Origin of the sequence: Polaribacter vadi (genome assembly GCF_018861005.1) — a bacterium.
Lineage (GTDB): Bacteria > Bacteroidota > Bacteroidia > Flavobacteriales > Flavobacteriaceae > Polaribacter > Polaribacter vadi_A.
This window is the reverse complement of sequence record NZ_JAHKQL010000006.1, coordinates 33,995-58,048: the sequence shown is the minus strand read 5'-3', so window position 1 is coordinate 58,048 and position 24,054 is coordinate 33,995. Positions and strand designations below refer to the sequence as shown.

Below are 24,054 nucleotides of genomic sequence, written 5' to 3'. Positions count from 1 at the left end.
ATTATGAAAAACAATAACAAAATTCAATTTATATTTTTTCTTTTTTTAACGATTTCATTAAATGCACAAAAAGCAGTTCCTGTTTTTAAAGATGGTGAAGCACAGATAGTAGAAGCTTTTAATGATTCTAAAAGCTGGATTCGTCATGATTTATGGGTAGAAACAAGTTTTGATACAGATGGAGATGGAAAATTAGACAGAGTTCACGTAGATGTTACTAGACCAAATCAAACTGAAACAGAAGGTTTAAAATTACCTGTTGTTTACGAATCTAGCCCTTATTATGCAGGTGTTGCAAGTGGAGGGAAAGAATTATTTTGGAATGTAAAACACGAATTTGGAGAAAAAGTTCCAGAACCAACACGTTCTGATGTTAAAAGAAGAGGAAAAAGACCAATTATTTCGAATTCTCAAATTAAAACTTGGGTGCCTAGAGGTTATATTGTAGTGCATTCTTCTTCCCCTGGAACAGGTTTGTCTGATGGATCACCAACAGTTGGAGGAGATAATGAGTCTTTAGCTCCAAAAGCGGTTATAGAGTGGCTTAATGGAAAAGCAAAAGGTTATGCTTCTAGAGAAGGAAACGAAGAAATAAAGGCTTTTTGGTCTACAGGAAAAGTAGGTATGACAGGTACTTCTTATAATGGTACAATTCCTCTAGCAGCTGCAACTACAGGAGTAGAAGGTTTAGAAGCGATCATTCCAATTGCGCCAAATACTTCTTATTATCATTATTATCGATCAAATGGTTTGGTGCGTTCACCTGGTGGATATTTAGGTGAAGATATTGATGTTTTGTATGATTTTATTCACAGTGGAAAAGAAGAAAATCGTGCAAGAAACAACAAAGTTGTTAGAGATACAGAATTGGTTAACGGAATGGATAGAGCAACTGGAGATTATAATGATTTTTGGGCTGGACGTGATTATTTAAATGAAATGCAACCAATGAAAGCAGCATTATTAATGTCTCACGGATTTAATGATTGGAATGTAATGCCAGAGCATAGTTATAGAATTTATAAGAAAGCATCAGAAATGGGTTTACCAACTCAAATTTATTATCACCAAAATGGTCATGGAGGACCACCACCAATATCAATGATGAATCGTTGGTTTACACGTTATTTACATGGAGTTGAAAATGGAGTTGAGAATGATGCAAAAGCATGGATTGTTAGAGAAAATGATAAAAGAGAGGCACCAACTTCTTATGAAAATTATCCAAATCCGGCTGCAAAACCAGTTACTTTTTATTTAAATCCAGGTGCACCAGGAGCAGGTACTTTATCTACAGAAAAACCAACATCAAATACAAAAGAAACATTAGTTGATAATTATTCTTTTTCTTCGGAAGCTTTAGCGCAAGCTGATTATACAAATCATCGTTTATTATATGTAACTCCGGTTTTAGAAGAAGATGTTCATATTTCTGGATTATCAACCATAACCATAAAAGCAGCAAGTTCTAAACCAGCTGTAAATTTATCTGTGTATTTAGTTTCATTACCTTGGAATAAAGGTAGAAGAGCAAAAATAACTGATAATATTATTACACGTGGTTGGGCAGATTTACAAAATTATAAATCCTTAACAAAGAGTAAGCCTTTAACACCAGGCAAGTTTTACGAAATGACTTTTACTTTACAACCAGATGATCAAATTATAAAAAAAGGACAACAAATAGGTTTAATGATTTTTTCTAGTGATAACAATTATACATTACTACCAAAACCAGGCACAGAGTTAACTGTTGATTTAGAAAATACCTCTATAACAATACCTGTTGTGGGTGGTGTAGCTAGTTTTAATTTTTAGATTAAAGAAACTAAAATAGAATTTAATTAACATGTAATTTACCTATTTTTGCAACATGTTTAAACCAAGAATAGAGCTAGAAAAAGACGATTTTTATTTAAACGAACAAGGTTATAAAGTTTTTACAGAAAAATATCACCTAAAACGTGGTTATTGTTGTAAAAGCGGTTGTAAACATTGTCCTTATGGTTATGATAAAAAAACAGATAGTTTTAAATAATTTGAGTGACTTTTCATAAAAAAAGTGTCTAATAATAGTATAAAATAAATCAGGAATAATGATAAAAAGAATTTTAGTTTTAGTAGTTGCAATTCAGTTTGCAGGTTGTGCAGAGTTACAAAAAGTTGTTAGTCAATTACCAAGTGGAGGTGGAGTTTTAACACAAGAACAAATTGGTAATGGATTAAGACAAGCTTTAGATCATGGAATTGAAAATCAGGTTACAAAACTAACTTCTGTAGATGGTTTTTATAAAAATGATTTGGTTAAAATTTTATTACCACAAGAATTACAAGCTGTAGATAATGGTTTAAGAAAAATTGGTTTAGGTAATTTAGCAGATGAAGGAATTAAAGCATTAAATAGAGCTGCAGAAGATGCTGTAAAAACAGCAACGCCTATTTTTGTTGATGCTGTAAAAGAAATTACTTTTGCAGATGCAAAAAATATTTTATTAGGCGATCAAAACGCGGCAACATCTTACTTGCAATCTAAAACAAATCAAAGTTTATATAATAGCTTTAGTCCTGTAATTAATCAGTCTTTCTCTAAAGTTGGTGCAGATAAAATTTGGAGCAACTTAATTACTAAATATAATTCTATTCCTTTTGTAAATAAAGTAGATCCAGATTTAACAGCTTATGTTACTAACCAAGCTTTAAAAGGCGTTTTTACTATGATAGAAGTAGAAGAAAAAGGAATTAGAGAAAAAGTAGGTTTAAGAGACACTGCATTATTAAAGCAAGTTTTTGCTTTACAAGACAATAGATAAAACAAGTTTTTATTATCAGTATGGTATTTGTATAGGTGTTTTTTTACGAAACACCTGTATTTAAAGATATATTTGTAGTAATACATCAAAATCTTAAAAATGCAAAATTTTTTTATACTGATTGCCCTAGTTTTTATCAACTCTATTTTAGCACAACAAAAAGTCGAAGACGATTTTGAAGGTAATGGAACAATTTCTTCTTGGTTTGGAGACGATTGTGTAATTGATAATTCATCTCTAAATCCTTTTAAAACCGATTCAAATACATCAGATACCGTTTTAAAATATACTGATAATGGAGGGCAATATGCAAATGTTCGTTTTGATGTTCCTATAAACTTTAATTTATCTACAAACAGTACGTTTTCAGTTAAAATTTATGTTCCATCTTCTGGTATTACTGGTAACGAAACAAACCAAGTTTCTTTAAAGTTACAAGATGGGACAGTTGGCAGTCCTTGGGCTACACAATCCGAAATTATAAAACCTTTGGTTTTAGATCAATGGCAAACAGTTTCTTTTGATTTTAGTAGCGATAACTTTATCAATTTAGATGCAAATTCCCAAAATCCAATAAACAGAACTGATTTTAATAGGATATTAATTCAGATAAATGACGAAAACAATAACAGTTTTGTCACAGCTTATATTGATGATTTTATTTATGATGGAACCCTCAATTTAGGAACAAATCCTGTTTTTAACCATTTGGTTTGGTCTGATGAATTTGATGGAACTGGAGCTATTGATGGTGATAAATGGTTTCATCAAACACAATTACCAAATGGAGGAAGTTGGTATAATGGAGAAATTCAGCATTATACAAATCGAGTTGAAAACTCTTCAGTAAATGATGGGATTTTAAGCATTACTGCACAAAAAGAAACGTTTACAGACCAAGGTTACACTAAAAATTATACTTCTGCTAGGTTAAATTCTAAGTTTGCTTTTAAATATGGTAAAATAGAAATTAAAGCAAAATTGCCAACAGGTGCAGGTACTTGGCCAGCCATTTGGATGTTGGGCAAAAACATTATTGAAACTGGTGGTTTTTGGACAGATACTTATGGCTCAGAATATTGGCCTGCTTGTGGAGAAATAGATATTATGGAACATTGGGGACGTAATCAAAATTTTGTGCAAAGTGCTATGCATACACCTTCTAGTTTTGGAGGAACTGTAAATCATGGAGGTAGAAGCATTGCTACTGTTTCTAGTGAATTTCACATATATTCCTTAGAATGGTCTTCTGAAAAAATGGTTTTTAAAGTCGATGATGTAGAACATTATACCTACAATCCAAGTGTAAAAAATGAAAATACTTGGCCTTTTGATAAAGAGCAATATCTCTTATTAAATATAGCCATAGAACCAGGTATTGCTTCCTCTTTTACAAAAAGTGCTATGGAAATCGATTATGTAAGAGTATATCAAGAAGCTGTTGCCTCTGTAATACATGTAAATGATTTAAGTAAAGTAAAATTTTACCCAAACCCTGTTCAAAATAATTTAAACATTCAATTGTCATCTAATTTAGAGAAGTTTCAAGCTGAAATTTATAATGTATCAGGTCAAAAAATACTATCATTTTATCAGAATTCAAATCATAAAACAATCAATCTTTCACATTTATCAAAAGGTATTTACTTTTTAAAATACGAAACTGAAAACGGAATTAAAATACAAAAAATTGTAAAAAACTAATTTGATTTCTAAACTGATTAAAAAGTATAAAAGACAATGTATTTCTTTTAAGAAGATTTTATGATATACTATTAATTGCTAGTTAATAATTTTTTATTACATTTGAAATATAATATTAAAACCCCCATTATTATGCACTACAAAGTACAGCTTTCAAATTTTAAAAAGCAATTACAAAAACGTTACAAAAACCTTGTTGAAAAGTCTAACAGTTATAGACATATAAACGAAGCAGTAAGTGATTTAGCAGCTTTTAAAGCTATGAAAGTTTTAGAAAAGTTGAATAGATTTCGTTATTTGAACAGAGAAGTAGCAGTTTAAAAAGCTCGTTAAAACTTTTTAGAAATTTATTTATTTCCTATTTATTAGGAAAAAGAAATCACCATTAATTTATTAAGTTAATGGTGATTTTTTTTTTGATTTGACTTATGAAGATTTTAATAATATATCTCTTCTAAACTTGCAATCTCTTCGTCTTTTCTACGTCTAAATACTTGATTTGCTTGTATATCTTCAATAGAATCTAAACCAATAGCTGCAACCATTTCTTTTACAGCTGTAATAGTTTTATTATGGTAATTTTTAACACGAACGTTTTTTTGTTCTACTACTAAAGCTTCAACTAAGTCTTCATCTTGTGTAGCTACTCCAACTGGGCAAGTATCTAAATTACACTCTCTAGCTTGTATGCAGCCTAAACTTAGCATAAAGCTTCTTGCCATTCCTATTGCATCTGCACCTAAAGCAAGATATTTTACAATATCAAAAGCATCAATAGCTTTACCAGAAGCAATTATTTTAATATGATGTTTTAAATTGTATTGTATTAAAAGTTTATTTACAAAAACTAACCCCTCTACTAAAGGAGATCCAATATAATTGGTAAATTCTAAGGGAGCAGCACCTGTACCACCTTCTCCACCATCAACAGAAATAAAATCTGGGTAATTGTTAGCTTCAGCAAAAGCTTTAATCATTTGTTCAATTTCATCATTATTACCTACACAGAACTTAATTCCCACAGGTTTTCCTTCTGATAAATCTCTTACTTTCTGAATAAAATCAATCATTTCAGAATAATTAGAAAACGCAGAATGACCTGGAGGAGAATCTACTTGAGTACCTGCTTCTACAGCTCTAATTTTTGCAATTTCAGGTGTGTTTTTCTTGGCTGGTAAAATGCCTCCATGACCAGGTTTTGCACCTTGAGAGAATTTTATTTCAATCATTTTTACTTCTGGTCTTATTACGTTTTGTTTAAAAATATATTCATCAAAAACACGTTTGCCATCTACAGATTTTCCTGCTCCAAAATAACCTGTACCCACTTGAAAAATTAAATCTCCACCTTGTAAATGATAAGGAGATATTCCTCCTTCACCTGTGTTGTGTGCAAAATTGCCCATTTTAGCTCCTTGATTTAAAGCCATAATTGCATGACTACTTAAAGAACCAAAAGACATTGCAGAAATATTTATAATAGAGCCACTATACTTTTTTGTGCATTTATCAGAACCAAAAAGAACTCTTTCTCCTTTTGTTTGATGATGAGTTTTAGGAAATAAAGAGTGTTTTACAAATTCATATCCTTTTTCATATACATTATGTTGTGTGCCAAAAGGTATAGTGTCTTTTGCTAATTTTGCTCTTTGGTAAACGATACTTCTTTTTTCTCTATTTATTGGTGTGCCATTTAAATTGTCTTCTATAAAATATTGCTGAATTTTATCTCTTTCTTCTTCAAAAAACCAACGTAAACGAGCTATTAAAGGAAAAGCTCTCAATAATGAGTGCTTGGTTTGTAAACTATCGTAAATGGCTATTAAGGTTAATAATCCTGATATTGAGAGCAGTATTATATTACCAATATGTGGTAAAAAATAGACTAAAACTCCAGAAAGAATAGTTGCAGTTATTAAAATAGAAAGTATGGTATTTCTCATTTTTAATTTTCGTTTTTAAGAAGATTAAAAGTAATCTATTTGTTTTAAAATAATTAAAAAAGTTGGCAAATAATTGCGTTAGGGGTTGCAGTGGAAATCCTTTTTTAAGCTGTTTTTTTCAGCTAAAAAAAGATTGTAGCGTAAAACCCGACCTGAAAGGAAACGCCCAAATAATTATTTTTTAATTTTATTGAAAAGAAAAAGCCTCAACAATTGTTGAGGCTTTTGATATTGTTAAAACTCTAAGAAAATTATTTCTTGAATTTTGCGTATTTGTTTTTGAACTTGTCAATACGTCCTGCAGCATCAATAAGTTTAGATTTACCAGTGTAAAATGGGTGAGATGTTCTAGAAATCTCTAATTTTACTAAAGGATACTCTACACCATCAACTTCTAAAGTTTCTTTAGTGTCTACAGTAGAACGTGTTAAAAAAACGTCTTCGTTAGACATGTCTTTAAAAGCTACCATTCTATAATTTTCTGGATGAATTCCTTTTTTCATTTTATAATATTTTAATTCTTTAATGTTATGTTTGCAAAGTAAAGTTGGTAAGGCTTTACAAAATTCTCTAAATAGCTATAAATTACTATTTTGAGGATGCAAATTTAAGGATATTTTTTAATTTACAAATAAATAAATTACTTTTCTTTGTAGTTCTAATGAATTTCTGGTTTAAAACACTAAATATAAGTGGTTAAAAGTTATTTTTAGCTACTTTAAATCATATAAAATAAATATTAAAATGAAGAAAATTGCTTTTGTTACATTACTATTATCGTTCTTTTTATTTACAAGTTGCGATAAAGATTACAAGTTTACTTTAAATGTAACCAAAAAAAATACGATTAAAGATAAAATTACGATCACTTTAAAAGAAGAAAATAACCAACAAGTTAATAGTGTTCAGTTTTTTGTAAACGGAAAAGAAATTTCTTCGGATGGAAATTCGTTAACGTTAAATGCTGCAGATTTTGGTGTAGGTAAACATTCTGTTTCTTCATTGGCTTTTTATCCTGGAAAAACGAAAAAATTAAACAATTCTTTTGAAATTTTTGCTGACAAAAAACCTGTGCTTTACAACTTTGAAATTGTAAATTCTTATCCACATGACACTAATGCATTTACACAAGGTTTAGAGTACAGCAATGGTTTTTTATATGAAACAACTGGTAGAAGAGGGCAGTCTACGCTGAGAAAAGTGGATATTAAATCAGGTAAAGTGCTACAAAAAATAGATTTAGATAAACAATTTTTTGGTGAAGGAATGACCATAGTTAATGATAAAGTGTATTGGCTAACTTGGGAAGCTAAAAAAGGTTTTGTGTATGATTTAAAAACGTTTAAACAAGAGAGTGAGTTTAAGTACAATAAAAGTAAAGAAGGTTGGGGTTTAACACATAATGATAGAGAATTTATAAAATCTGATGGTTCTAATAAAATATGGTTTTTAGATTTAGAAACATTAAATGAAAAAAGAGCTATACAAGCGTATACAAATAAATTATCACTTAAAAAGTTAAACGAATTAGAGTGGGTTAATGGTAAAATATATGCGAACTATTGGCAAAAACCTTTAATAGCAATTATAAACCCTAAAAATGGTGTTGTAGATGGTATTATAAATTTAAAAGGTTTAGTTAAAGAAATGGAGAAAACTCAAAAATTAAAAGATCAAGATGATGTTTTAAATGGTATTGCTTACGATGCTGCTAATGATAGACTTTTTGTTACGGGTAAAAATTGGGGTAAACTTTTTGAAATCAAATTAATAACTGAATAATAAACCATTCATTTTAAAGTTCTATTTTTATAAAAATTGATTTATGCGTTATTTTATTACTTTTTTAATTTGTGTTGCTTTAATTTCTATGAGTTCTTGTAGAAAAGATTTTTCTACAGTACCTAGTTTTGGTAGTTTAGAATTCTCTAAAGACACTGTTTTTTTAGATACTATTTTTACAAACATTGGTTCTGCAACTTATAATTTAAAAGTTTATAATAGAGGTAATGAAGCCATTACAATTCCGCAAATTTCTTTAGAAAATGGAACCACATCTAACTATAGATTAAATGTTGATGGTATACCAGGTAAAGAATTTAACGATATAGATATTTTAGCAAAAGATAGTATTTTTGTTTTTGTTGAAACTACCATTGATGAAAGTACAATTTCAGATCCTTTATATACAGATCGTATTTTGTTTGATACAGGAACAAATCAGCAAGATGTAGATTTGGTTACTTTAGTACAAGATGCCAATTTTATTTTTCCTGATAGAGACCCAATTACAATGAAAATTGATAGTTTAACCATAGATGGACAAGCAACAACAATAAAAGGAAGATATTTATTAGATACAGAGTTAACGATTACAAATACAAAACCTACAGTAATTTATGGCTATGCAGCTGTGCCTGCTAATAAAACATTAACTATAGAAGCTGGTGCAAAACTCTATTTTCATGATAATTCTGGTTTAATAATCGATGATAAAGCCACTTTAAAAGTAAATGGAACTCTAAATGAAAAAGTAGTTTTTGAAGGAGATCGTTTAGAGCATAGATTTAACCAAACTCCAGGTCAATGGGGTACAATTTGGATGCGTGCAGGAAGCAAAGACAACGAAGTTTATCATGCACAAATTAAAAACGGAGTTATAGGTATTTTAATTGATAGTATTGGCTCTGATACCAACCCAACTTTAAAGTTGCAAAATACAGAAATCTACAACCATTCTAATTTTGGAATTTTAGCAAGAGAAACCAATATAGAAGCACATAATGTTGTAATTGGTTCTGCAGGCGAAGCTTCTTTAGCAGCAACCATTGGTGGTACTTATAATTTTACTCACAGTACTTTTGCAAACTTTTGGAACAATGGGATTAGACAATTACCTGCAGTTTTAGTAAATAATTTCTTTGTTTATAATGATGAAAATGGACAAGAAATTATAGAAACTAGAGACTTAAAAGCGGCTAATTTTACAAATTGTATTTTTAATGGGAACAACAATATCGAATTTGTTTTAGATAAAGTTGAAGGTAGCTTATTCAACTATAATATTAGCAATTCTATGATTCAATTTAACGATGTAAGTGGTTCTTACATAGGTTTTTATGAGTTAGATTTCGAAAACAATACCAATTATCAAAATATAATTTTAAACGGATTTTCAAATTTTAGAGATTCGCAAAATGAAGATTTTATTATTGGTCAAGATTCTGATGCTATAAACAAAGCAAAAACAACATCTTTTTCTTTTGATATATTAGGGGTAGATAGAACTACAAATCCTGATATTGGAGCATATCAAAATATTACTTTTGACTAATTTTTAAAAGTTTTTGTATGAAATAATAATAATTTTTAACACCTATTATTAACCATACAAATGCTAAAAACCAAAATTTAAATTCTTTACCTAAAATAGTAATTGAATTAATTTGATTCGTTTTTAACTCGTTAAAAATGATTATTGTTGCTAAAATAGCCCAAAAAAGATTCAAGTATTTTTTCATAGTAGAATTTTTCTTGGGGGAAGAGTGTAATTAGTTTTAAACTAATTGAATACAAATATAAAGCAATCTTCTTTGTTAACGCCTAAGTTCTAGTTAAAATGTAATATTTTATTTCCATTTAATACCACAACCTACACTTGGCTTTTGGTTTTCTAACGGATTTTTAAGTGTTAATATATTGTTTAAAGAAGTTCTTAAATCAAAACCTGTAACAGATTTGCCATTTCCAGGTCTAGAATCATCTAATTGTCCATGATAAACTGATTTTAAATCAGTATCAAAAACATAAAAATCTGGAGTACAAGCAGCATCGTAAGCTTTAGCAACTTCTTGTGTGTCATCATATAAATAAGGAAAAGTATACTTTTCTTTTGCAGCCAATTCTTTCATTAGATGAGGTGCATCTTGAGGGTAATTATCAACATCATTAGAACTTATAGCTATAAAATTGATGCCATTTTGCTGATACTCATTTGCTATTTTTACTAATTCAGCATTTACGTGAATTACAAACGGACAATGATTACAGATAAACATAATAACAGTTCCTTTATCACCTTTTAAATCATTTAAAGAGTAATTTTTATCATCAATAGAATTTATTAGATTAAAATCTGGAGCTTTTGTGCCTGTTTTAAATTCGTTAGATTCTGTTCTTGCCATTATAAATTAGTTTTTAAGTATTCGTTTGTCATTTCGATTTTATGGAGAAATTTCTAATATTTATATCTCAAGAATTCTCAATTTCGTTTCACTTTATTTAAAATAACAAAAAAAGATTAATTTTCAGCTAATGCTTTAGCGCAAATATAACCACCTGTCCAAGCATTCTGAAAGTTAAATCCACCAGTAACAGCATCAATATTTAAAACTTCACCTACAAAGAATAAATTTTTATGTTGCTTACTTTCAAAGCGTTTAAAATTAATTTCTTTTAAATCTACACCACCTGCAGTTACAAATTCATCTTTAAAAGTAGTTCTGCCATTGGCATTAAAAGTTCCTTTTGTTAATTGATTTGCTAAATTCTCTAATTGAGAATTCTTTAAATCTGCCCAATTTTGATTATTTTTTATTTCTGATGCAATTACAAAACGTTCCCATAATCTTTTTGAAATTTCAAAAAAAGGTGATTTTAAGATTACAGTTTTACGTGGTTCTTTCTTTTTTAGATTTAATAAAACGTTTAAAACCTTATCAGTTGGTCTAGATAACCAATTGACACTTACATTATATTGATAATTTTTATCAGCTAAAATTCTTGCACCAAAAGCAGATAATTTTAAAATAGCTGGACCACTCATACCCCAATGTGTAATTAATAACGGCCCAGAAGCTTCTAATTTTGTACCCACAATATTTACAGTAGCATTGGGCACAGAAGTCCCTAATAAATCTACAAGTCTTTTATCGTTAATGTTAAACGTAAATAAAGACGGAACTGGTTCTACAATAGAATGATTTAAAGATTTACATAAATCCCAAACTTTTTTAGAACTACCAGCAGCAAAAACAACTTTATCAGCTGTAAAAATTTTATTTTTTGTGTTGATAACCCACTCATTTTCTTGTTGATAAACTTCATTTACACCACAGTTTGTTAACACTTTAATTTGTAGCTTATCAACAGCATTTTGAAAACAATCTATAATTGCTTGACTTGTATTTGCTTCAGGAAAAACACGATTATCGTCTTCAATTTTTAAAGGCACATCTCTTTCTTCAAACCATTCAAAAGTGTCTCCTGTCATAAATTGATGAAAAGGACCTAAAAGTTCTTTTTTCCCTCTTGGGTAGAACTGCACCAAATCTTTAGGAATAAAACAAGCGTGAGTTACATTACAGCGTCCACCACCAGAAATTTTAACTTTTTGTAAAACATCTTTTCCTTTTTCGAGAATGGTGATGTCTAAATCAGGATTGTTTTCTTTGGCATTTATGGCTGTAAAATATCCTGCTGCACCACCTCCAATTATAATTATTTTAGTCATAAAATCATTTCTTGATATGTAAGAATTGTATCAAATCCTTTGTTGTTAAAATATGCTTTTGTTTTTTCGTTTCCTGTTGCCATTACAAAATCTCCACCCCAAGCTCCTAAACTTTTAATTTCTCCAAAATAATCAGAAAATAATCGTTCTTTTACTGGTTTTAGTTTGATGATTGAGCTTATAATCTGTTCGTGTTCTACTATTAATTTATTAAATTCTGTAATTGAATTCACTTTTAAAAAAGCATCAGAAATCTCAGAAATACGCGCTATTTCTTTGTCAAAAGAAATGTTACTTTCTCTAAATTTTGCAATTCCTTTTTTAGAATCTTGTTTCTGATTTAAATACACAAAAAAGATGTTTTCTTTAAAACTTGGATTAAAATTAACTTGTTTTACAACAGGTTTCTTATCCTGAATTTTATAAAAAATAGGAGAATTATTTTGAGCACAAGCAATGTCATATCCACTGCCTTTAAAGGAATTCCAAAGCAATTGAAAAGCATCAACCTTTGCCCAGGTTGCAATAGAATTTATTAAAGTAGAAGAGCTGCCTAATCCCCAATTTCTAGGAAAACTCAGTTTTGTTTTTACAATAAATCCATTTTCTGAAGACAAAAATTCTGGATTCATTCTTTTGGCTTCCTGTAAAATTTCTAACAAAGTCTCTGCAATAAACTCTGCACTTCCTTCTTTATCAGAATTAAAAGTACAGTTTGCCAAACGTAGCTTTGGTAAATCAAAAACTGCTTCAAACCAACATTCACCTATATTTGTGAAACTTCCCCAAATAATTTGAGGTTCTTTAATTTTTTCAATAATTAAATCTTGCCCAAATTTTGTAGGAATTGCTAATGATTTTGCACCATCTAACACAAGGTATTCTCCTGTTAGTAGCAATTTTCCATTAGAGTAATAGTTTGTCATTTGGTATTAAGGATTTTTCTTTTTTTTATTTAGAAACACACAAAGATAGTTATCTTCGTTTACTAAATAATTAAAATAGTTGCTTCTAATTGATGTTTATATTTTGTTGATTTTATGGATAAGATAAAAAACAAAATCAAAAAAAATAAAAAACCATGGCTAACTCAAAAGGCAATGGAGCAGATTTATGACTTGAATCTTTGGGGAGGAAATAAAACTGAATTTTATTCTGGTTTTGGCTCTCATCATCCAGAATTGGTGCAACCATATAGAGATATGGTAAAATCTTTTTTAACTTCTTTTGATGTTCCTCTCACAGTGTTAGATTTGGGTTGTGGTGATTTTAATATTGGTAAAGAACTCTATAAATACTCTAAAAATTATATTGCTATTGATATTGTTGAAGATTTAATCAATTATAATACAGAAAAATATAAAGAGGATAATCTAGAATTTAGATGTTTAGATATTGCAAAAGATAATTTGCCTAAAGCAGACTGTGTAATAATTAGACAGGTTCTACAACATTTATCGAATGCAGAAGTAGAAAGTATTTTAAATAAATTAAGCAATTATAAATACTTAATTTTAACTGAACACTTACCAAATGGAATCTTTGAACCCAATAAAGATATTATTTCAGGACAAGGTATCAGAATAAAAAAACAAAGCGGATTGGATATTTTAAAACCACCTTTTAATTTTAAGGTGAAATCTAAAAAAGAAGTATTATCTATTGATTTAGCTGATGGTAAAGGTATTGTTGTTACTTGGTGTTTTGAAGTTTTTTAATGATTAAAAAAATCCGTCTAAATTATTTTAAACGGATTGATTATAAAAAATTGAAGACTATTTTTTGTTATAAATAATAAGTGAATCCGAAAAGAAAATCTGAGGAATTTAAATGTTAGTTTACTGGTAATATAAGTCTGTTTTAAGCTTTTTTATTTTCTATAAACTTAGATAATTTAAAGAAATGTTTTTGCATCATTTCTTCAGCTTTCTTAGTGTTTTTTGCTTTTATTGCTAAATAAATATCTTTATGTTTATTTATTTCTGAAATAACTTGATCACCATCGCAAACAGCATCTCTTTCGTAAGTATCTAAAATTGGTGGTATTATTAAAAGCATAACAGAAAGCATTGTACTGTTTTTACTTGCTTTAGCAATTGCTAAATGAAACAATAAATCTTCTTCTAAATAATCTTGCCCATTAGTGATTTTTAATTCAAATGCTTTAAGCGTTTTTTCAATTCTAATTAAATCCTCTTCTGTTCTTCTTTTAGAAGCCAATGCAACAGTTTTTAATTCTAGAGAAATTCTAGTTTCTGCGAGTTCTATAAAAGAAGGAGAATCTATTGTTAAAATTTCTTCTACAATTCCGTTAAAACCTGTTAAGCCAATAGATAAAAATGTACCACTTTGCGATATTGATTTTACAACTCCATAAAACTCTAACCTTTTAATTGCCTCTTTAATATGATTTCTTTTGATATTAATTTTTTCAGAAATAACACGTTCAGAAGGTAATTTTTCTCCACGTTCTAAATTTTTAGAGTTTATTAAATCTCTAATTTTTCTAATAATATCATTTTGTAAAATTCTATTTTCATTAGAATCTATTAAGCTAATCTTCATTTAAATAATCAATCAATTAATTATGTGTTTTCTATTGTATGTCTATAATAATTCATAAAGCTATCAAATTTATTTATTTATCAATAATAATTTAATAGTTATTTGTATAATTTTATTAAAATTATTTTTTTTAAGACATAATTTCTTCTACATATAATCTTCAATTGGGGTACAAGAACAATTTAAATTTCTATCACCAAAAGCATCATCTACTCTTCTTACAGTTGGCCAGAATTTATTATCAGCAATATAATCTAAAGGAAAAGCTGCTTGTTTTCTGGTATATGGCAATTGCCAATCATCTGCAGTTAGCATTTCTTGAGTATGAGGTGCATTTTTTAAAGGATTATTTGCATCCTCTTTCGTTGCATTTTTAATTTCTTCACGAATAGCAATCATTGCATCACAAAAACGATCAAGTTCAGCAATAGATTCAGATTCTGTTGGCTCTATCATCATTGTGCCACCAACAGGAAAAGAAACAGTTGGAGCATGGAAACCATAATCCATTAAACGTTTGGCAATGTCTACAACTTCAATCCCTTTTTGTTTAAAGTCTCTACAATCAATAATCATTTCGTGAGCTGCACGTCCTTTTTCGCCTGTATACAAAGTATCAAAATGACCATTTAAACGCTCTTTAATATAATTTGCATTCAAAATTGCATTTTTTGTAGAGTTGGTTAATCCTCTAAAACCTAGCATGGTTATGTATCCATAAGAAATTAGGCAAACTAAAGCAGAGCCCCAAGGAGCAGATGAAATTGCTGTAATTGCATTTTCTCCACCAGTTTCTATTACAGGATTTGTAGGTAAAAAAGGGACTAGTTGATGTGCAACACAAATAGGGCCAACACCTGGACCACCTCCTCCATGAGGAATAGCAAAGGTTTTGTGTAGGTTTAAATGACAAACATCTGCGCCAATTGTTGCAGGGTTTGTTAAACCAACCTGAGCATTCATATTTGCACCATCCATATAAACTTGACCACCATTATCATGAATAATTTTAGTGATTTCTTTAATTTCACTTTCAAAAACACCATGTGTAGATGGGTAAGTTACCATTAACGCTGCTAAATTATCTGAATGTAATTCTGCTTTTTCTAGTAAATCAGCAACATCAATATTACCATTTTCGGCAGTTTTGGTTACAATCACTTTCATACCAGCCATAACAGCAGAAGCAGGGTTTGTACCATGTGCAGAAGCAGGAATAATACAAATATTTCTATGTGATTCGTTTCTAGATTGATGATAAGCTCTTATAGTCATTAAACCAGCAAACTCACCTTGTGCACCAGAATTTGGTTGTAAAGAAGTTCCTGCAAAACCAGTAATAATATTCAATTGATGTTCTAACTTTTTAAGAACTTCTTGATAACCTTGCGCTTGATTTAAAGGTACAAATGGATGAATATTTCCCCAATTAGGATTACTTAAAGGCAGCATTTCTGATGCTGCATTCAATTTCATTGTACAAGAACCTAAAGAAATCATAGAATGATTTAAAGCTAAATCTTTGCGTTCTAGTTTCTTTATATAACGCATCATATCTGTTTCTGAATGATATGTATTAAACACTTCGTTATCTAAGAAAGATGTGTTTCTAGAAACAGAATCATTAATAACTTCAAAATCTGAATGAAATGGTTCTTGAGTTAAAATTTGAGAAAAGGTATCGTAATTTTCTTCATTTACAGGGTTTGGTCTTTTTTTCATCTGACCAAAAATGGTAAACAAAGTCATTAAATCTTTTTGAGTTGTAGCTTCGTTTATAGAAATAGAAACAGAATTATCATCTACATAATTAAAGTTTACTTTAAAAGATTCTGCAATTGGTTTTAATCTAATGGCATCAATTTCTACTAAAAGCGTATCAAAATAAGATGAGTTTAGTTGTTTAAAACCAGCCTTTTCTAAAAAGTCTGCAACTAATTTTGTTTTATTATGAACTGTATCAGCAATATATTGTAAACCATTTTTACCATGGTAAACTGCATACATACCAGCCATAACTGCCAATAAAACTTGTGCTGTACAAATATTAGAAGTTGCTCTTTCTCTTTTAATATGTTGTTCTCTAGTTTGCAATGCCATTCTTAAAGCACGCTTACCATTCATGTCTTTAGTAACACCAATAATACGTCCTGGAATACTTCTTTTATATTTTTCTTTGGTAGCAAAATAAGCAGCATGAGGTCCTCCATAACCTAATGGGATTCCAAAACGTTGTGTGGTTCCTACAACTACAGAAGCACCAAATTCACCAGGAGCTTTTAGTTTTACTAGTGATAATATATCAGCAGCAACTGCTACTTTAATATCATTTTCATTGGCTTTTGTAACAAAATTTTCATAATCAAAAATTTGACCAAATTTTCCAGGATATTGTAAAATTGCTCCAAAATATTCATCAGAAAAATCAAATTCTTCATGGCTTCCTATTACTAGTTCTATACCAATAGGAGTGGAGCGTGTTTGTAATAAAGATAAAGTTTGTGGTAGAATTTCATCAGAAACAAAAAACTTATTAGCGCCAGCTTTTTTCTTTGCACGTTCTCTAACATCAAACAATAAGGCCATAGCTTCTGCAGCAGCAGTAGATTCGTCTAACAAAGAAGCATTTGCTAATTCCATTCCTGTTAAATCGCAAACCATTGTTTGGTAATTTAACAAGGCTTCTAAACGACCTTGTGCAATTTCTGCTTGGTAAGGTGTATAAGCTGTGTACCAACCTGGGTTTTCTAAAATATTTCTTTGAATTACACTAGGTACAATCGCTTCATGGTAACCTAAACCAATATAGGTTTTAAAAACTTTATTTTTATTAGCAAGGGCGTTAATATGCTGTAAGTATTCATATTCGCTCATTGCAGGATCTAAATCTAAATCATCTTTTAAACGGATATTATCTGGTACAGTTTCATAAATCAGTTGCTCTAAACTATCTGCTTTAATAGCTTTTAACATCTTTTCTTGCTCATTTGCATTTGGCCCAATATGCCTTAATTGAAACGAATTTGTGTTCATTAAATAAAGTTTTTAAAGTCTTATTTCAATCGATTTAGTCGTTTAAATTCTTAACGAATTTTATCGATTTTAAAAAACAACAAAAATAGCGATTTAATGAGTTCTAAAGTTCTATTAAAAATGATAAAAGTCTGTTAATTATCAACCAAATTAAAATGTTATTAACATAAACTTTACTTTTGTAAAATGAGATTCTTAAAATTTATTTTCGACTTTTATATTAAAGCTAGCATTCACGTTGCTATAGCTGTATATGCTTTTTTAAGAATCACAGAAATTTATTTTGATTTACCTTTTAACTCAAACTTAAATTATTTTGTATTTTTTGGCACAATAACAGGTTATAATTTTGTAAAATATGCAGGTGTCGCAAAATTGCACCATAGAAGTTTAACAAATAGCTTAAAAGTAATTCAAATTTTTTCGTTTTTTTGTTTTCTAGGGCTGTGTTATTATGCATATTTAGTTCCTATAAAAACGTTATACTATACACTTCCATTTATTGCATTAACTATTTTATATGGTGTACCTTTTTTAAGCGGATTTGATAAAACTTTAAGAGAAGTTAGTTCTCTTAAAATTGTAGTTGTAGCCTTAGTTTGGGCTGGTTTTACTGTTTTAATTCCTGCAATGGAAGAAGAGAAACAAGCCGCGATTAATATTGTTTTGTTAATGTTGCAGCGTTTTTTAATTGTAGTAGTTTTAATTTTACCTTTTGATATTAGAGATGTAAAATATGATGCAATTTCTCTACAAACTATACCAAAGAAAATTGGTGTAGAAAAAACAAAAAGATTGGGTTTAATGTTAATGGTTTTTTCGTTGATTTTAGAATATTTAACTTCAACATCAAACACAGTAAAAACTCCTTTTATGATTTTCTTTTTTTTGGTGATTATTTTCTTAATGAGAGCCAAAATAGACCAATCTAAATACTACAGTTCGTTTTACATAGAATCTTTACCAATTGTTTGGTGGTTAATACTTTTAGGATTTGATAATTTTTAATTAGAAAGTGCCTTTTTTTTAAAATGTTTTTTAAAGAATTCCAAGAAATTAAATTTATATCATAAAACTGCTAACTTACTTCTTAATTCCCCACTATATTTGTAGATTTACTCACTTAAATTCAATTAAGATTTTAAAGTAATGATTACTACAAAAAGAAATTACATTTTCGACTTTGACAGCACTTTAACACGTGTAGAAGCCTTAGATGTTTTAGCCGAAATTACGCTACAAAATAACCCTAAGAAAGACGAAATTATTCAACAAATTATAGATATTACCAATTTAGGAATTGATGGTGAAATCTCTTTTACAGAATCTTTAGAAAGAAGAATTAAGTTATTAAATGCGAATAAATCTGATTTAGAAGGTTTAATAAAAGCGCTTAAGAAACAAGTATCTAAATCTATAGAAAGTAATAAAGAATTTTTTGAAGATTTTGCAGACGATATTTATGTGATTTCCTGCGGATTTAAAGAGTTTATAGATCCTATTGTTGCAGAATACAATATACCATCAGAAAGAGTATATGCAAATACTTTTGAATTTGATACTGATGGAAAAATTGTTAGCTTTGACGCTAATAATCCTTTATCACAACATAATGGAAAAATCAAGTGTTTAAGTGATATGAACCTTGATGGAGAAATACAAGTAATTGGAGATGGTTACAGCGATTATGTAACTCGAGAAGCAGGTGTAGCAGATAAGTTTTTTGCATATACAGAAAATGTTTCTAGAGATAAAACAACAAAAAACGCAGACCATATTGCGCCAAATTTAGATGAATTTTTATACGTTAACAAGTTGCCAAGAAATATAAGTTACCCAAAGAACAGAATTAAAATTTTATTATTAGAAAACGTACATAAAGATGCTTTTACAAAGTTATCTGGAGATGGGTTTTCTGTAGAAACGGTTTCTAAAAGTTTATCAGAAGATGAATTGATAGAAAAAATAAAAGACGTACACGTTTTAGGTATTCGATCTAAAACACAAGTAACTCAAAAAGTAGTTGATGCAGCAGAAAAGTTAATGGTAGTTAGTGCATTTTGTATTGGAACTAAACAAATTAACTTAGATGCTTGTAAAGAAAGAGGAGTTGTTGTTTTTAATGCACCTTACAGTAATACACGTTCTGTAGTAGAATTAGCTATTGGAGAAATTATTATGTTAATGCGTTCTGTTTTTCAAAGAAGTACAGAAATACATAATGGTCAGTGGCAAAAAACAGCAGCAGGTTCTAGAGAAGTTCGTGGTAAAAAACTAGGTATAGTTGGTTATGGTAATATTGGTAAGCAATTATCTGTTTTAGCTGAAGCTTTAGGTATGGATGTTCATTATTATGATGTAGAAGATAAACTTTCTTTAGGGAATGCTACAAAAATGAATTCATTAGAAGAACTTTTAGCTATTTCTGATGCAGTAAGTTTACATGTAGATGATAATGCAGCAAATAAAAACTTCTTTGGAGAAAAAGAAATTTCTCAGATGAAAGATGGTGCTGTATTGGTAAATCTAGCACGTGGTTTTGTAGTCGATATTCCAGCTTTGGTAACTGCTTTAAAAAGTAAAAAAATAGCAGGTGCTGCAATTGATGTATATCCTTCTGAACCAAGAAAAAATGGTGAGTTTGAAACAGAGTTAAGAGGTTTAGATAATGTTATTTTAACACCTCACGTTGGTGGTAGTACAGAAGAAGCACAAAGAGATATTGCAGATTTTGTACCAAGTAAGATTATGGCTTATATTAATTCAGGTAATACTGTAGACGCTGTGAATTTTCCAAATATTCGTTTACCAAGACAAACGAATGCACATCGTTTTTTGCATATCCATAAAAATGTTCCAGGAGTAATGGCAGAAATCAATAAGATTTTAGCAAAATACGAATTGAATATTAGTGGGCAATATTTATCTACAGACCCTAAAGTAGGTTATGTTATTACTGATTTAGATAAAGAGTATAATAAAGAAGTTATAGACGAATTAAGAGAAGTTGAAGGTACTATTAAATTTAGAGTATTGTATTAACATTATTTTATAAGATAAATTTAAGCCTCTAAGTGTTAAAAAGCATTTAGAGGCTTTTTTATGAGATAGCCATTTATAAAGTGTAAGTTAAAAGGCTTATATGCTGTTAAATACTTATAAAATCACATCTAAAACACCCTTTTTTAATAAATGATAAGGAAAACAACAAAGTTAACAAAATGTTAAATACGCGCATGTAGTATTGTTAAAATCTGAAATAGTTGCGAATTATATTAACAAAATTTTTAGTTTCGTTCGATATTAATATAAATCAATTCAAATTTTTTATGAAACAAATTAACAAAAAAGCGTTGTTGTTGGTATTTCTCTTGGGAGTAATCACTTCAATTAGTGCTCAAAAATTGTCGGTTACAGGTACTGTATCCGAGGATTCAGGCGTTTTACCAGGTGTAAGTGTATTAGTTAAAGGTACATCTACAGGTGCAGAAACAGATTTTGATGGAAAATACACTATTTCTGCTGCAAAAGGAGATGTGTTAGTTTTTCGTTACTTAGGTTACAAAACAGTTGAGAAAACTGTAGGGAACTCTACTACTATTAATATTTCTATGGTAGAAGATAGTAGTGTTTTAGAAGAAGTAATTGTTGTTGCTTATGGTACAACTACAAAAGAAGCATTTACAGGTTCTGCAGATGTTGTTGGTGAAAAAGATTTAGCACTTAGAACTGTTACTTCTCCAATTGCTGCCATAGAAGGTAAAGCAACTGGTGTTCAGTTTATTTCTGCTTCAGGTCAGCCAGGTTCTTCTCCAGGTATAGTAATTCGTGGTGTTGGTACCCTTAATGGTAGTACTGCTCCATTATATATCGTAGATGGTATGCAATTTGATGGTTCTTTAAGTTCAATCAATCAAGATGATATTGCTTCTATGACAGTATTAAAAGATGCAGCATCTACTTCTTTATATGGTTCTAGAGCAGCAAATGGTGTTGTTATTATTACTACTAAAAAAGGTAAAAAAGGTAAATTAGCTGTAAATGCATCTACTCAATATAGTGTTATTACAAGAGCTATTGATAACTACGAAACAGTAGGAGCAAAATCTTACTATGAGTTAATGTGGGAAGCTTACAAAAATACTTTAAGTGGTACAGATGTAGAGGCTCAAGCTTCTGCTACAATTTTTAATCAATTAGGTTATAATCCTTTTGATGTTGCTAATGATCAAATTGTTGGTACTGATGGTAAGATAAACCCAGATGCTAATCTTAAATACCAATCTTTAAACTGGTTCGATTATTTAGAAAGAACAGGTTCTAGAGAAAACCATTCTGTAAATGTAGCTTCTGGTGGTGATAACTATAATGTATTTTACTCTGCTTCATTTTTAAAAGAAAAAGGTTACGTAATAGAAAGTGATTACGAAAGAGTTACAAATAGAATAAATGCAGATTTTCAACCAACTGAAAATATTTCTATTGGTGGTAGTGTTTATATTACAACTACAGATTCTCATGGGCCAACAAGTGGAGGTACAAGTTCTATTGTAAACCCTTTTAGTTGGGCAACAGATTTAGGTCCTATTTATCCTGTTTATCAGGTAGACAATGATGGTGCTATTATCAATGATACAGCTGGTAATCCATTATATGATTTAGGAGAAGGATACCCAGATTACAATATTCAAACAAGACCATATAACCCAGGTAGACATGGTATTGCAGAGTTAATTTTAAATGAAGATGTAAATAGATTAAACCTTTATGGATTTAGAAACTATTTAGAAATCGGAATTTTAGATGGATTAAAAGCTAAAGTAACTTATGGTAGAGATATTCAAGATAATATCATTAAAGGTTACGAAAATGAAATCGTAGGTGATGGAGCACCAACAGGTAGATATAGTGAAGACAGATATAGAAGAGTTATAGAAAACTTTACTCAAATCTTAACTTATGGTAAATCTTTTAATGACATACATAACTTAGATGTTACTTTAGGTCATGAAAGTATGGATAGAAACTATTCAGCTATGGGAGGTATTGCTAATACTCAAACTGCAACAGGTATTTATGAGTTTGATAACTTTGCTGCTGGAGATAATGTAGATGGTAGTACAACTGAACATAAAATTGAAGGATATTTTGCAAGGTTAAACTATAACTTTGATAGTAAATATTATTTAAGTGCTTCTGTAAGAAGAGATGGTACATCAAGATTTTCTAAAGATGCAAGATGGGGAACATTTTATTCTGTAGGTGGTTCTTGGAGAATAGACCAAGAAAAATTTATGGAAAACGTTTCTTTTGTAGATAGATTAAAATTAAGAGCTTCTTATGGAGAGATAGGTAACGAAAGAATTGGTAGTTATTATGCGTCTCAAGCATTATATGAAATTTTACCAAATGCAGGTTCTCCTGGTATCTTTTGGAGTACAACAGGTAATACTCTTTTAGAGTGGGAAAACCAAATTAGTTGGGATGTTGCTTTAGAGTTTGGATTATTTAATAACCTTATTGATGGTTCTGTAGAATTCTATAAGAAAACAAATAAAGATTTATTATATAACTTACCTATTCCAATTTCTGAAGGATTAAATGAAGCACCAACTAATGTTGGAGATATTTATAATCAAGGTATTGAAGTTGGTTTAACAGGTCATTTAATTAAATCAAACGATTTTAATTGGGATTTAACTGTACAAGCTTCTACTTTTAAGAATGAAATTACTAAATTAGATAGCCCTGCAGATAATGGGTCTAAACGTTGGGAAGTTGGTAGATCTAGATATGATTATTACATTTATCACTTTGCAGGAGTAGATTCAGATAATGGTGATGCACTTTACTATATGTTCGAAGATGATTTAGAAGCAGGAACTAGAGTACCAGTTTTAAACGCAGATGGTACACAAGCTACAACAAACGATTATCAAGCAGCAGGTGAAGCTTACACAGGAGATAGTAGTATACCAGATGTAATTGGTTCACTTTCTAACTCTTTTAGTTACAAGCAATTTTCTTTAGATTTCTTATTCACATTTGGTCTTGGAGGTAAAATCTTAGATGGTGGTTACTCTAACGCAATGCATGCAGGTACTTATGGTAGATCATTACACGTTGATGCAGAAAATGCTTGGAGAAATCCAGGAGATATTACTGATGTTCCACGTTTAGAAAATGGAAACCCAAATCAAAGTATTGCTGGTTCAACTCGTTTTTTAACTGATGCTTCTTATTTAGCATTAAGAAACGTAAACTTAGGTTATAATTTAGATAAAAGTGTAGCAGAAAAATTAGGTTTAACTAATTTACGTCTTTCTCTTTCTGGAGAAAACCTATTTATCAATGCAAAAAGAAAAGGAATTAATCCTCAATATAACTTAGCAGGTACACAAGGTGGAAACGACTTTAATCCTTCTAAGATAATTACAATGGGGTTAAATTTATCTTTCTAAAAAATAATAATAATTATAAAATATTA

18 protein-coding genes are annotated in these 24,054 nt (G+C 29.6%); 11 read left to right on the top strand and 7 right to left on the bottom strand.

Annotated features, from left to right (window positions below; translation table 11 throughout):
• The first annotated feature begins 3 nt into the window (after positions 1-3).
• From KO506_RS05080 to KO506_RS05060, 5 genes are all read left to right on the top strand, one after another.
• The gene (locus tag KO506_RS05080; RefSeq protein WP_215993813.1) at positions 4-1,818 is read left to right on the top strand and encodes a Xaa-Pro dipeptidyl-peptidase; all 1,815 of its coding nucleotides are present in this window, start codon (positions 4-6) and stop codon (positions 1,816-1,818) included.
• Between the two features lie 55 nt (positions 1,819-1,873).
• Entirely contained in the window at positions 1,874-2,038 is a 165-nt protein-coding gene (locus tag KO506_RS05075; RefSeq protein WP_215993812.1) for a DUF5522 domain-containing protein, read from the top strand.
• 58 nt (positions 2,039-2,096) lie between these two features.
• Positions 2,097-2,810: a DUF4197 domain-containing protein gene (locus tag KO506_RS05070; RefSeq protein ID WP_215993811.1), complete on the top strand. Its 714-nt coding sequence runs from the start codon at positions 2,097-2,099 to the stop codon at positions 2,808-2,810.
• 99 nt (positions 2,811-2,909) lie between these two features.
• The gene (locus KO506_RS05065) at positions 2,910-4,514 is read left to right on the top strand and encodes a family 16 glycosylhydrolase (RefSeq protein WP_215993810.1); all 1,605 of its coding nucleotides are present in this window, start codon (positions 2,910-2,912) and stop codon (positions 4,512-4,514) included.
• Between the two features lie 132 nt (positions 4,515-4,646).
• A complete protein-coding gene (locus KO506_RS05060) occupies positions 4,647-4,835 on the top strand; it encodes a Lacal_2735 family protein (RefSeq protein ID WP_215993809.1) in 189 nt (62 codons plus the stop codon).
• Positions 4,836-4,951: 116 nt separating this feature from the next.
• Here KO506_RS05060 and KO506_RS05055 read toward each other — a convergent pair whose 3' ends face one another.
• Positions 4,952-6,457 (bottom strand): FMN-binding glutamate synthase family protein, encoded by a 1,506-nt coding sequence (locus KO506_RS05055; RefSeq protein ID WP_215993808.1) that lies wholly within the window; start codon positions 6,455-6,457, stop codon positions 4,952-4,954.
• A gap of 251 nt (positions 6,458-6,708) precedes the next feature.
• Positions 6,709-6,960, bottom strand: a complete 252-nt coding sequence (locus tag KO506_RS05050) for a type B 50S ribosomal protein L31 (RefSeq protein ID WP_068363688.1) — start codon at positions 6,958-6,960, stop codon at positions 6,709-6,711.
• A 241-nt stretch (positions 6,961-7,201) separates the two neighbouring features.
• Between KO506_RS05050 and KO506_RS05045 the strand changes: the two genes are divergently transcribed.
• Together KO506_RS05045 and KO506_RS05040 are read left to right on the top strand one after the other, a co-directional pair.
• Positions 7,202-8,239 (top strand): glutaminyl-peptide cyclotransferase, encoded by a 1,038-nt coding sequence (locus KO506_RS05045; RefSeq protein ID WP_215993807.1) that lies wholly within the window; start codon positions 7,202-7,204, stop codon positions 8,237-8,239.
• Between the two features lie 43 nt (positions 8,240-8,282).
• Positions 8,283-9,791 carry a hypothetical protein gene (locus tag KO506_RS05040; protein WP_215993806.1) on the top strand — a complete coding sequence of 503 codons (1,509 nt, stop codon included), beginning with the start codon at positions 8,283-8,285 and terminating at the stop codon, positions 9,789-9,791.
• A 295-nt stretch (positions 9,792-10,086) separates the two neighbouring features.
• Here the strand turns inward: KO506_RS05040 and KO506_RS05035 are convergent, their stop codons facing one another.
• From KO506_RS05035 to KO506_RS05025, 3 genes are all read right to left on the bottom strand, one after another.
• A complete protein-coding gene (locus KO506_RS05035) occupies positions 10,087-10,641 on the bottom strand; it encodes a thioredoxin family protein (protein WP_215993805.1) in 555 nt (184 codons plus the stop codon).
• Between the two features lie 116 nt (positions 10,642-10,757).
• Positions 10,758-11,969 (bottom strand): NAD(P)/FAD-dependent oxidoreductase, encoded by a 1,212-nt coding sequence (locus KO506_RS05030; RefSeq protein ID WP_215993804.1) that lies wholly within the window; start codon positions 11,967-11,969, stop codon positions 10,758-10,760.
• Positions 11,966-12,895: a GYDIA family GHMP kinase gene (locus KO506_RS05025; RefSeq protein ID WP_215993803.1), complete on the bottom strand. Its 930-nt coding sequence runs from the start codon at positions 12,893-12,895 to the stop codon at positions 11,966-11,968. Before KO506_RS05025 ends, KO506_RS05030 begins: the two co-directional genes overlap by 4 nt.
• Before the next feature lie 174 nt (positions 12,896-13,069).
• On the opposite strand from KO506_RS05025, the gene KO506_RS05020 reads away from it, so the two are divergent.
• Positions 13,070-13,687, top strand: a complete 618-nt coding sequence (locus KO506_RS05020) for a class I SAM-dependent methyltransferase (protein WP_252726789.1) — start codon at positions 13,070-13,072, stop codon at positions 13,685-13,687.
• 142 nt (positions 13,688-13,829) lie between these two features.
• On the opposite strand, the gene KO506_RS05015 is transcribed toward KO506_RS05020, so the two are convergent.
• Positions 13,830-14,534 (bottom strand): FadR/GntR family transcriptional regulator, encoded by a 705-nt coding sequence (locus tag KO506_RS05015; RefSeq protein ID WP_215993801.1) that lies wholly within the window; start codon positions 14,532-14,534, stop codon positions 13,830-13,832.
• 147 nt (positions 14,535-14,681) lie between these two features.
• Complete coding sequence (gene gcvP / locus KO506_RS05010; RefSeq protein WP_215993800.1) at positions 14,682-17,567, bottom strand: aminomethyl-transferring glycine dehydrogenase; 2,886 nt, start codon at positions 17,565-17,567, stop codon at positions 14,682-14,684.
• Positions 17,568-17,753: 186 nt separating this feature from the next.
• Here gcvP and KO506_RS05005 point away from each other — a divergent pair, with 186 nt between their 5' ends.
• The 3 genes from KO506_RS05005 to KO506_RS04995 all read left to right on the top strand — a co-directional run bounded on the left by KO506_RS05005 (position 17,754) and on the right by KO506_RS04995 (position 24,028).
• The gene (locus KO506_RS05005; RefSeq protein WP_215993799.1) at positions 17,754-18,575 is read left to right on the top strand and encodes a hypothetical protein; all 822 of its coding nucleotides are present in this window, start codon (positions 17,754-17,756) and stop codon (positions 18,573-18,575) included.
• Positions 18,576-18,716: 141 nt separating this feature from the next.
• On the top strand, positions 18,717-20,609 hold the full coding sequence (serA, locus tag KO506_RS05000) for a phosphoglycerate dehydrogenase (protein WP_215993798.1): 1,893 nt from the start codon (positions 18,717-18,719) through the stop codon (positions 20,607-20,609).
• Between the two features lie 287 nt (positions 20,610-20,896).
• Entirely contained in the window at positions 20,897-24,028 is a 3,132-nt protein-coding gene (locus tag KO506_RS04995) for a SusC/RagA family TonB-linked outer membrane protein (protein ID WP_215993797.1), read from the top strand.
• The last annotated feature ends 26 nt before the right edge of the window (positions 24,029-24,054 follow it).

Excerpts from the sequence above, each read along its gene's own strand:
- KO506_RS05080 (WP_215993813.1), top strand. The coding sequence starts at position 4 with ATGAAAAACAATAACAAAATTCAATTTATATTTTTTCTTTTTTTAACG.
- KO506_RS05075 (WP_215993812.1), top strand. The coding sequence starts at position 1,874 with ATGTTTAAACCAAGAATAGAGCTAGAAAAAGACGATTTTTATTTAAAC.
- KO506_RS05070 (WP_215993811.1), top strand. The coding sequence starts at position 2,097 with ATGATAAAAAGAATTTTAGTTTTAGTAGTTGCAATTCAGTTTGCAGGT.
- KO506_RS05065 (WP_215993810.1), top strand. The coding sequence starts at position 2,910 with ATGCAAAATTTTTTTATACTGATTGCCCTAGTTTTTATCAACTCTATT.
- KO506_RS05060 (WP_215993809.1), top strand. The coding sequence starts at position 4,647 with ATGCACTACAAAGTACAGCTTTCAAATTTTAAAAAGCAATTACAAAAA.
- KO506_RS05055 (WP_215993808.1), bottom strand. The coding sequence starts at position 6,457 with ATGAGAAATACCATACTTTCTATTTTAATAACTGCAACTATTCTTTCT.
- KO506_RS05050 (WP_068363688.1), bottom strand. The coding sequence starts at position 6,960 with ATGAAAAAAGGAATTCATCCAGAAAATTATAGAATGGTAGCTTTTAAA.
- KO506_RS05045 (WP_215993807.1), top strand. The coding sequence starts at position 7,202 with ATGAAGAAAATTGCTTTTGTTACATTACTATTATCGTTCTTTTTATTT.
- KO506_RS05040 (WP_215993806.1), top strand. The coding sequence starts at position 8,283 with ATGCGTTATTTTATTACTTTTTTAATTTGTGTTGCTTTAATTTCTATG.
- KO506_RS05035 (WP_215993805.1), bottom strand. The coding sequence starts at position 10,641 with ATGGCAAGAACAGAATCTAACGAATTTAAAACAGGCACAAAAGCTCCA.
- KO506_RS05030 (WP_215993804.1), bottom strand. The coding sequence starts at position 11,969 with ATGACTAAAATAATTATAATTGGAGGTGGTGCAGCAGGATATTTTACA.
- KO506_RS05025 (WP_215993803.1), bottom strand. The coding sequence starts at position 12,895 with ATGACAAACTATTACTCTAATGGAAAATTGCTACTAACAGGAGAATAC.
- KO506_RS05020 (WP_252726789.1), top strand. The coding sequence starts at position 13,070 with ATGGAGCAGATTTATGACTTGAATCTTTGGGGAGGAAATAAAACTGAA.
- KO506_RS05015 (WP_215993801.1), bottom strand. The coding sequence starts at position 14,534 with ATGAAGATTAGCTTAATAGATTCTAATGAAAATAGAATTTTACAAAAT.
- gcvP (WP_215993800.1), bottom strand. The coding sequence starts at position 17,567 with ATGAACACAAATTCGTTTCAATTAAGGCATATTGGGCCAAATGCAAAT.
- KO506_RS05005 (WP_215993799.1), top strand. The coding sequence starts at position 17,754 with ATGAGATTCTTAAAATTTATTTTCGACTTTTATATTAAAGCTAGCATT.
- serA (WP_215993798.1), top strand. The coding sequence starts at position 18,717 with ATGATTACTACAAAAAGAAATTACATTTTCGACTTTGACAGCACTTTA.
- KO506_RS04995 (WP_215993797.1), top strand. The coding sequence starts at position 20,897 with ATGAAACAAATTAACAAAAAAGCGTTGTTGTTGGTATTTCTCTTGGGA.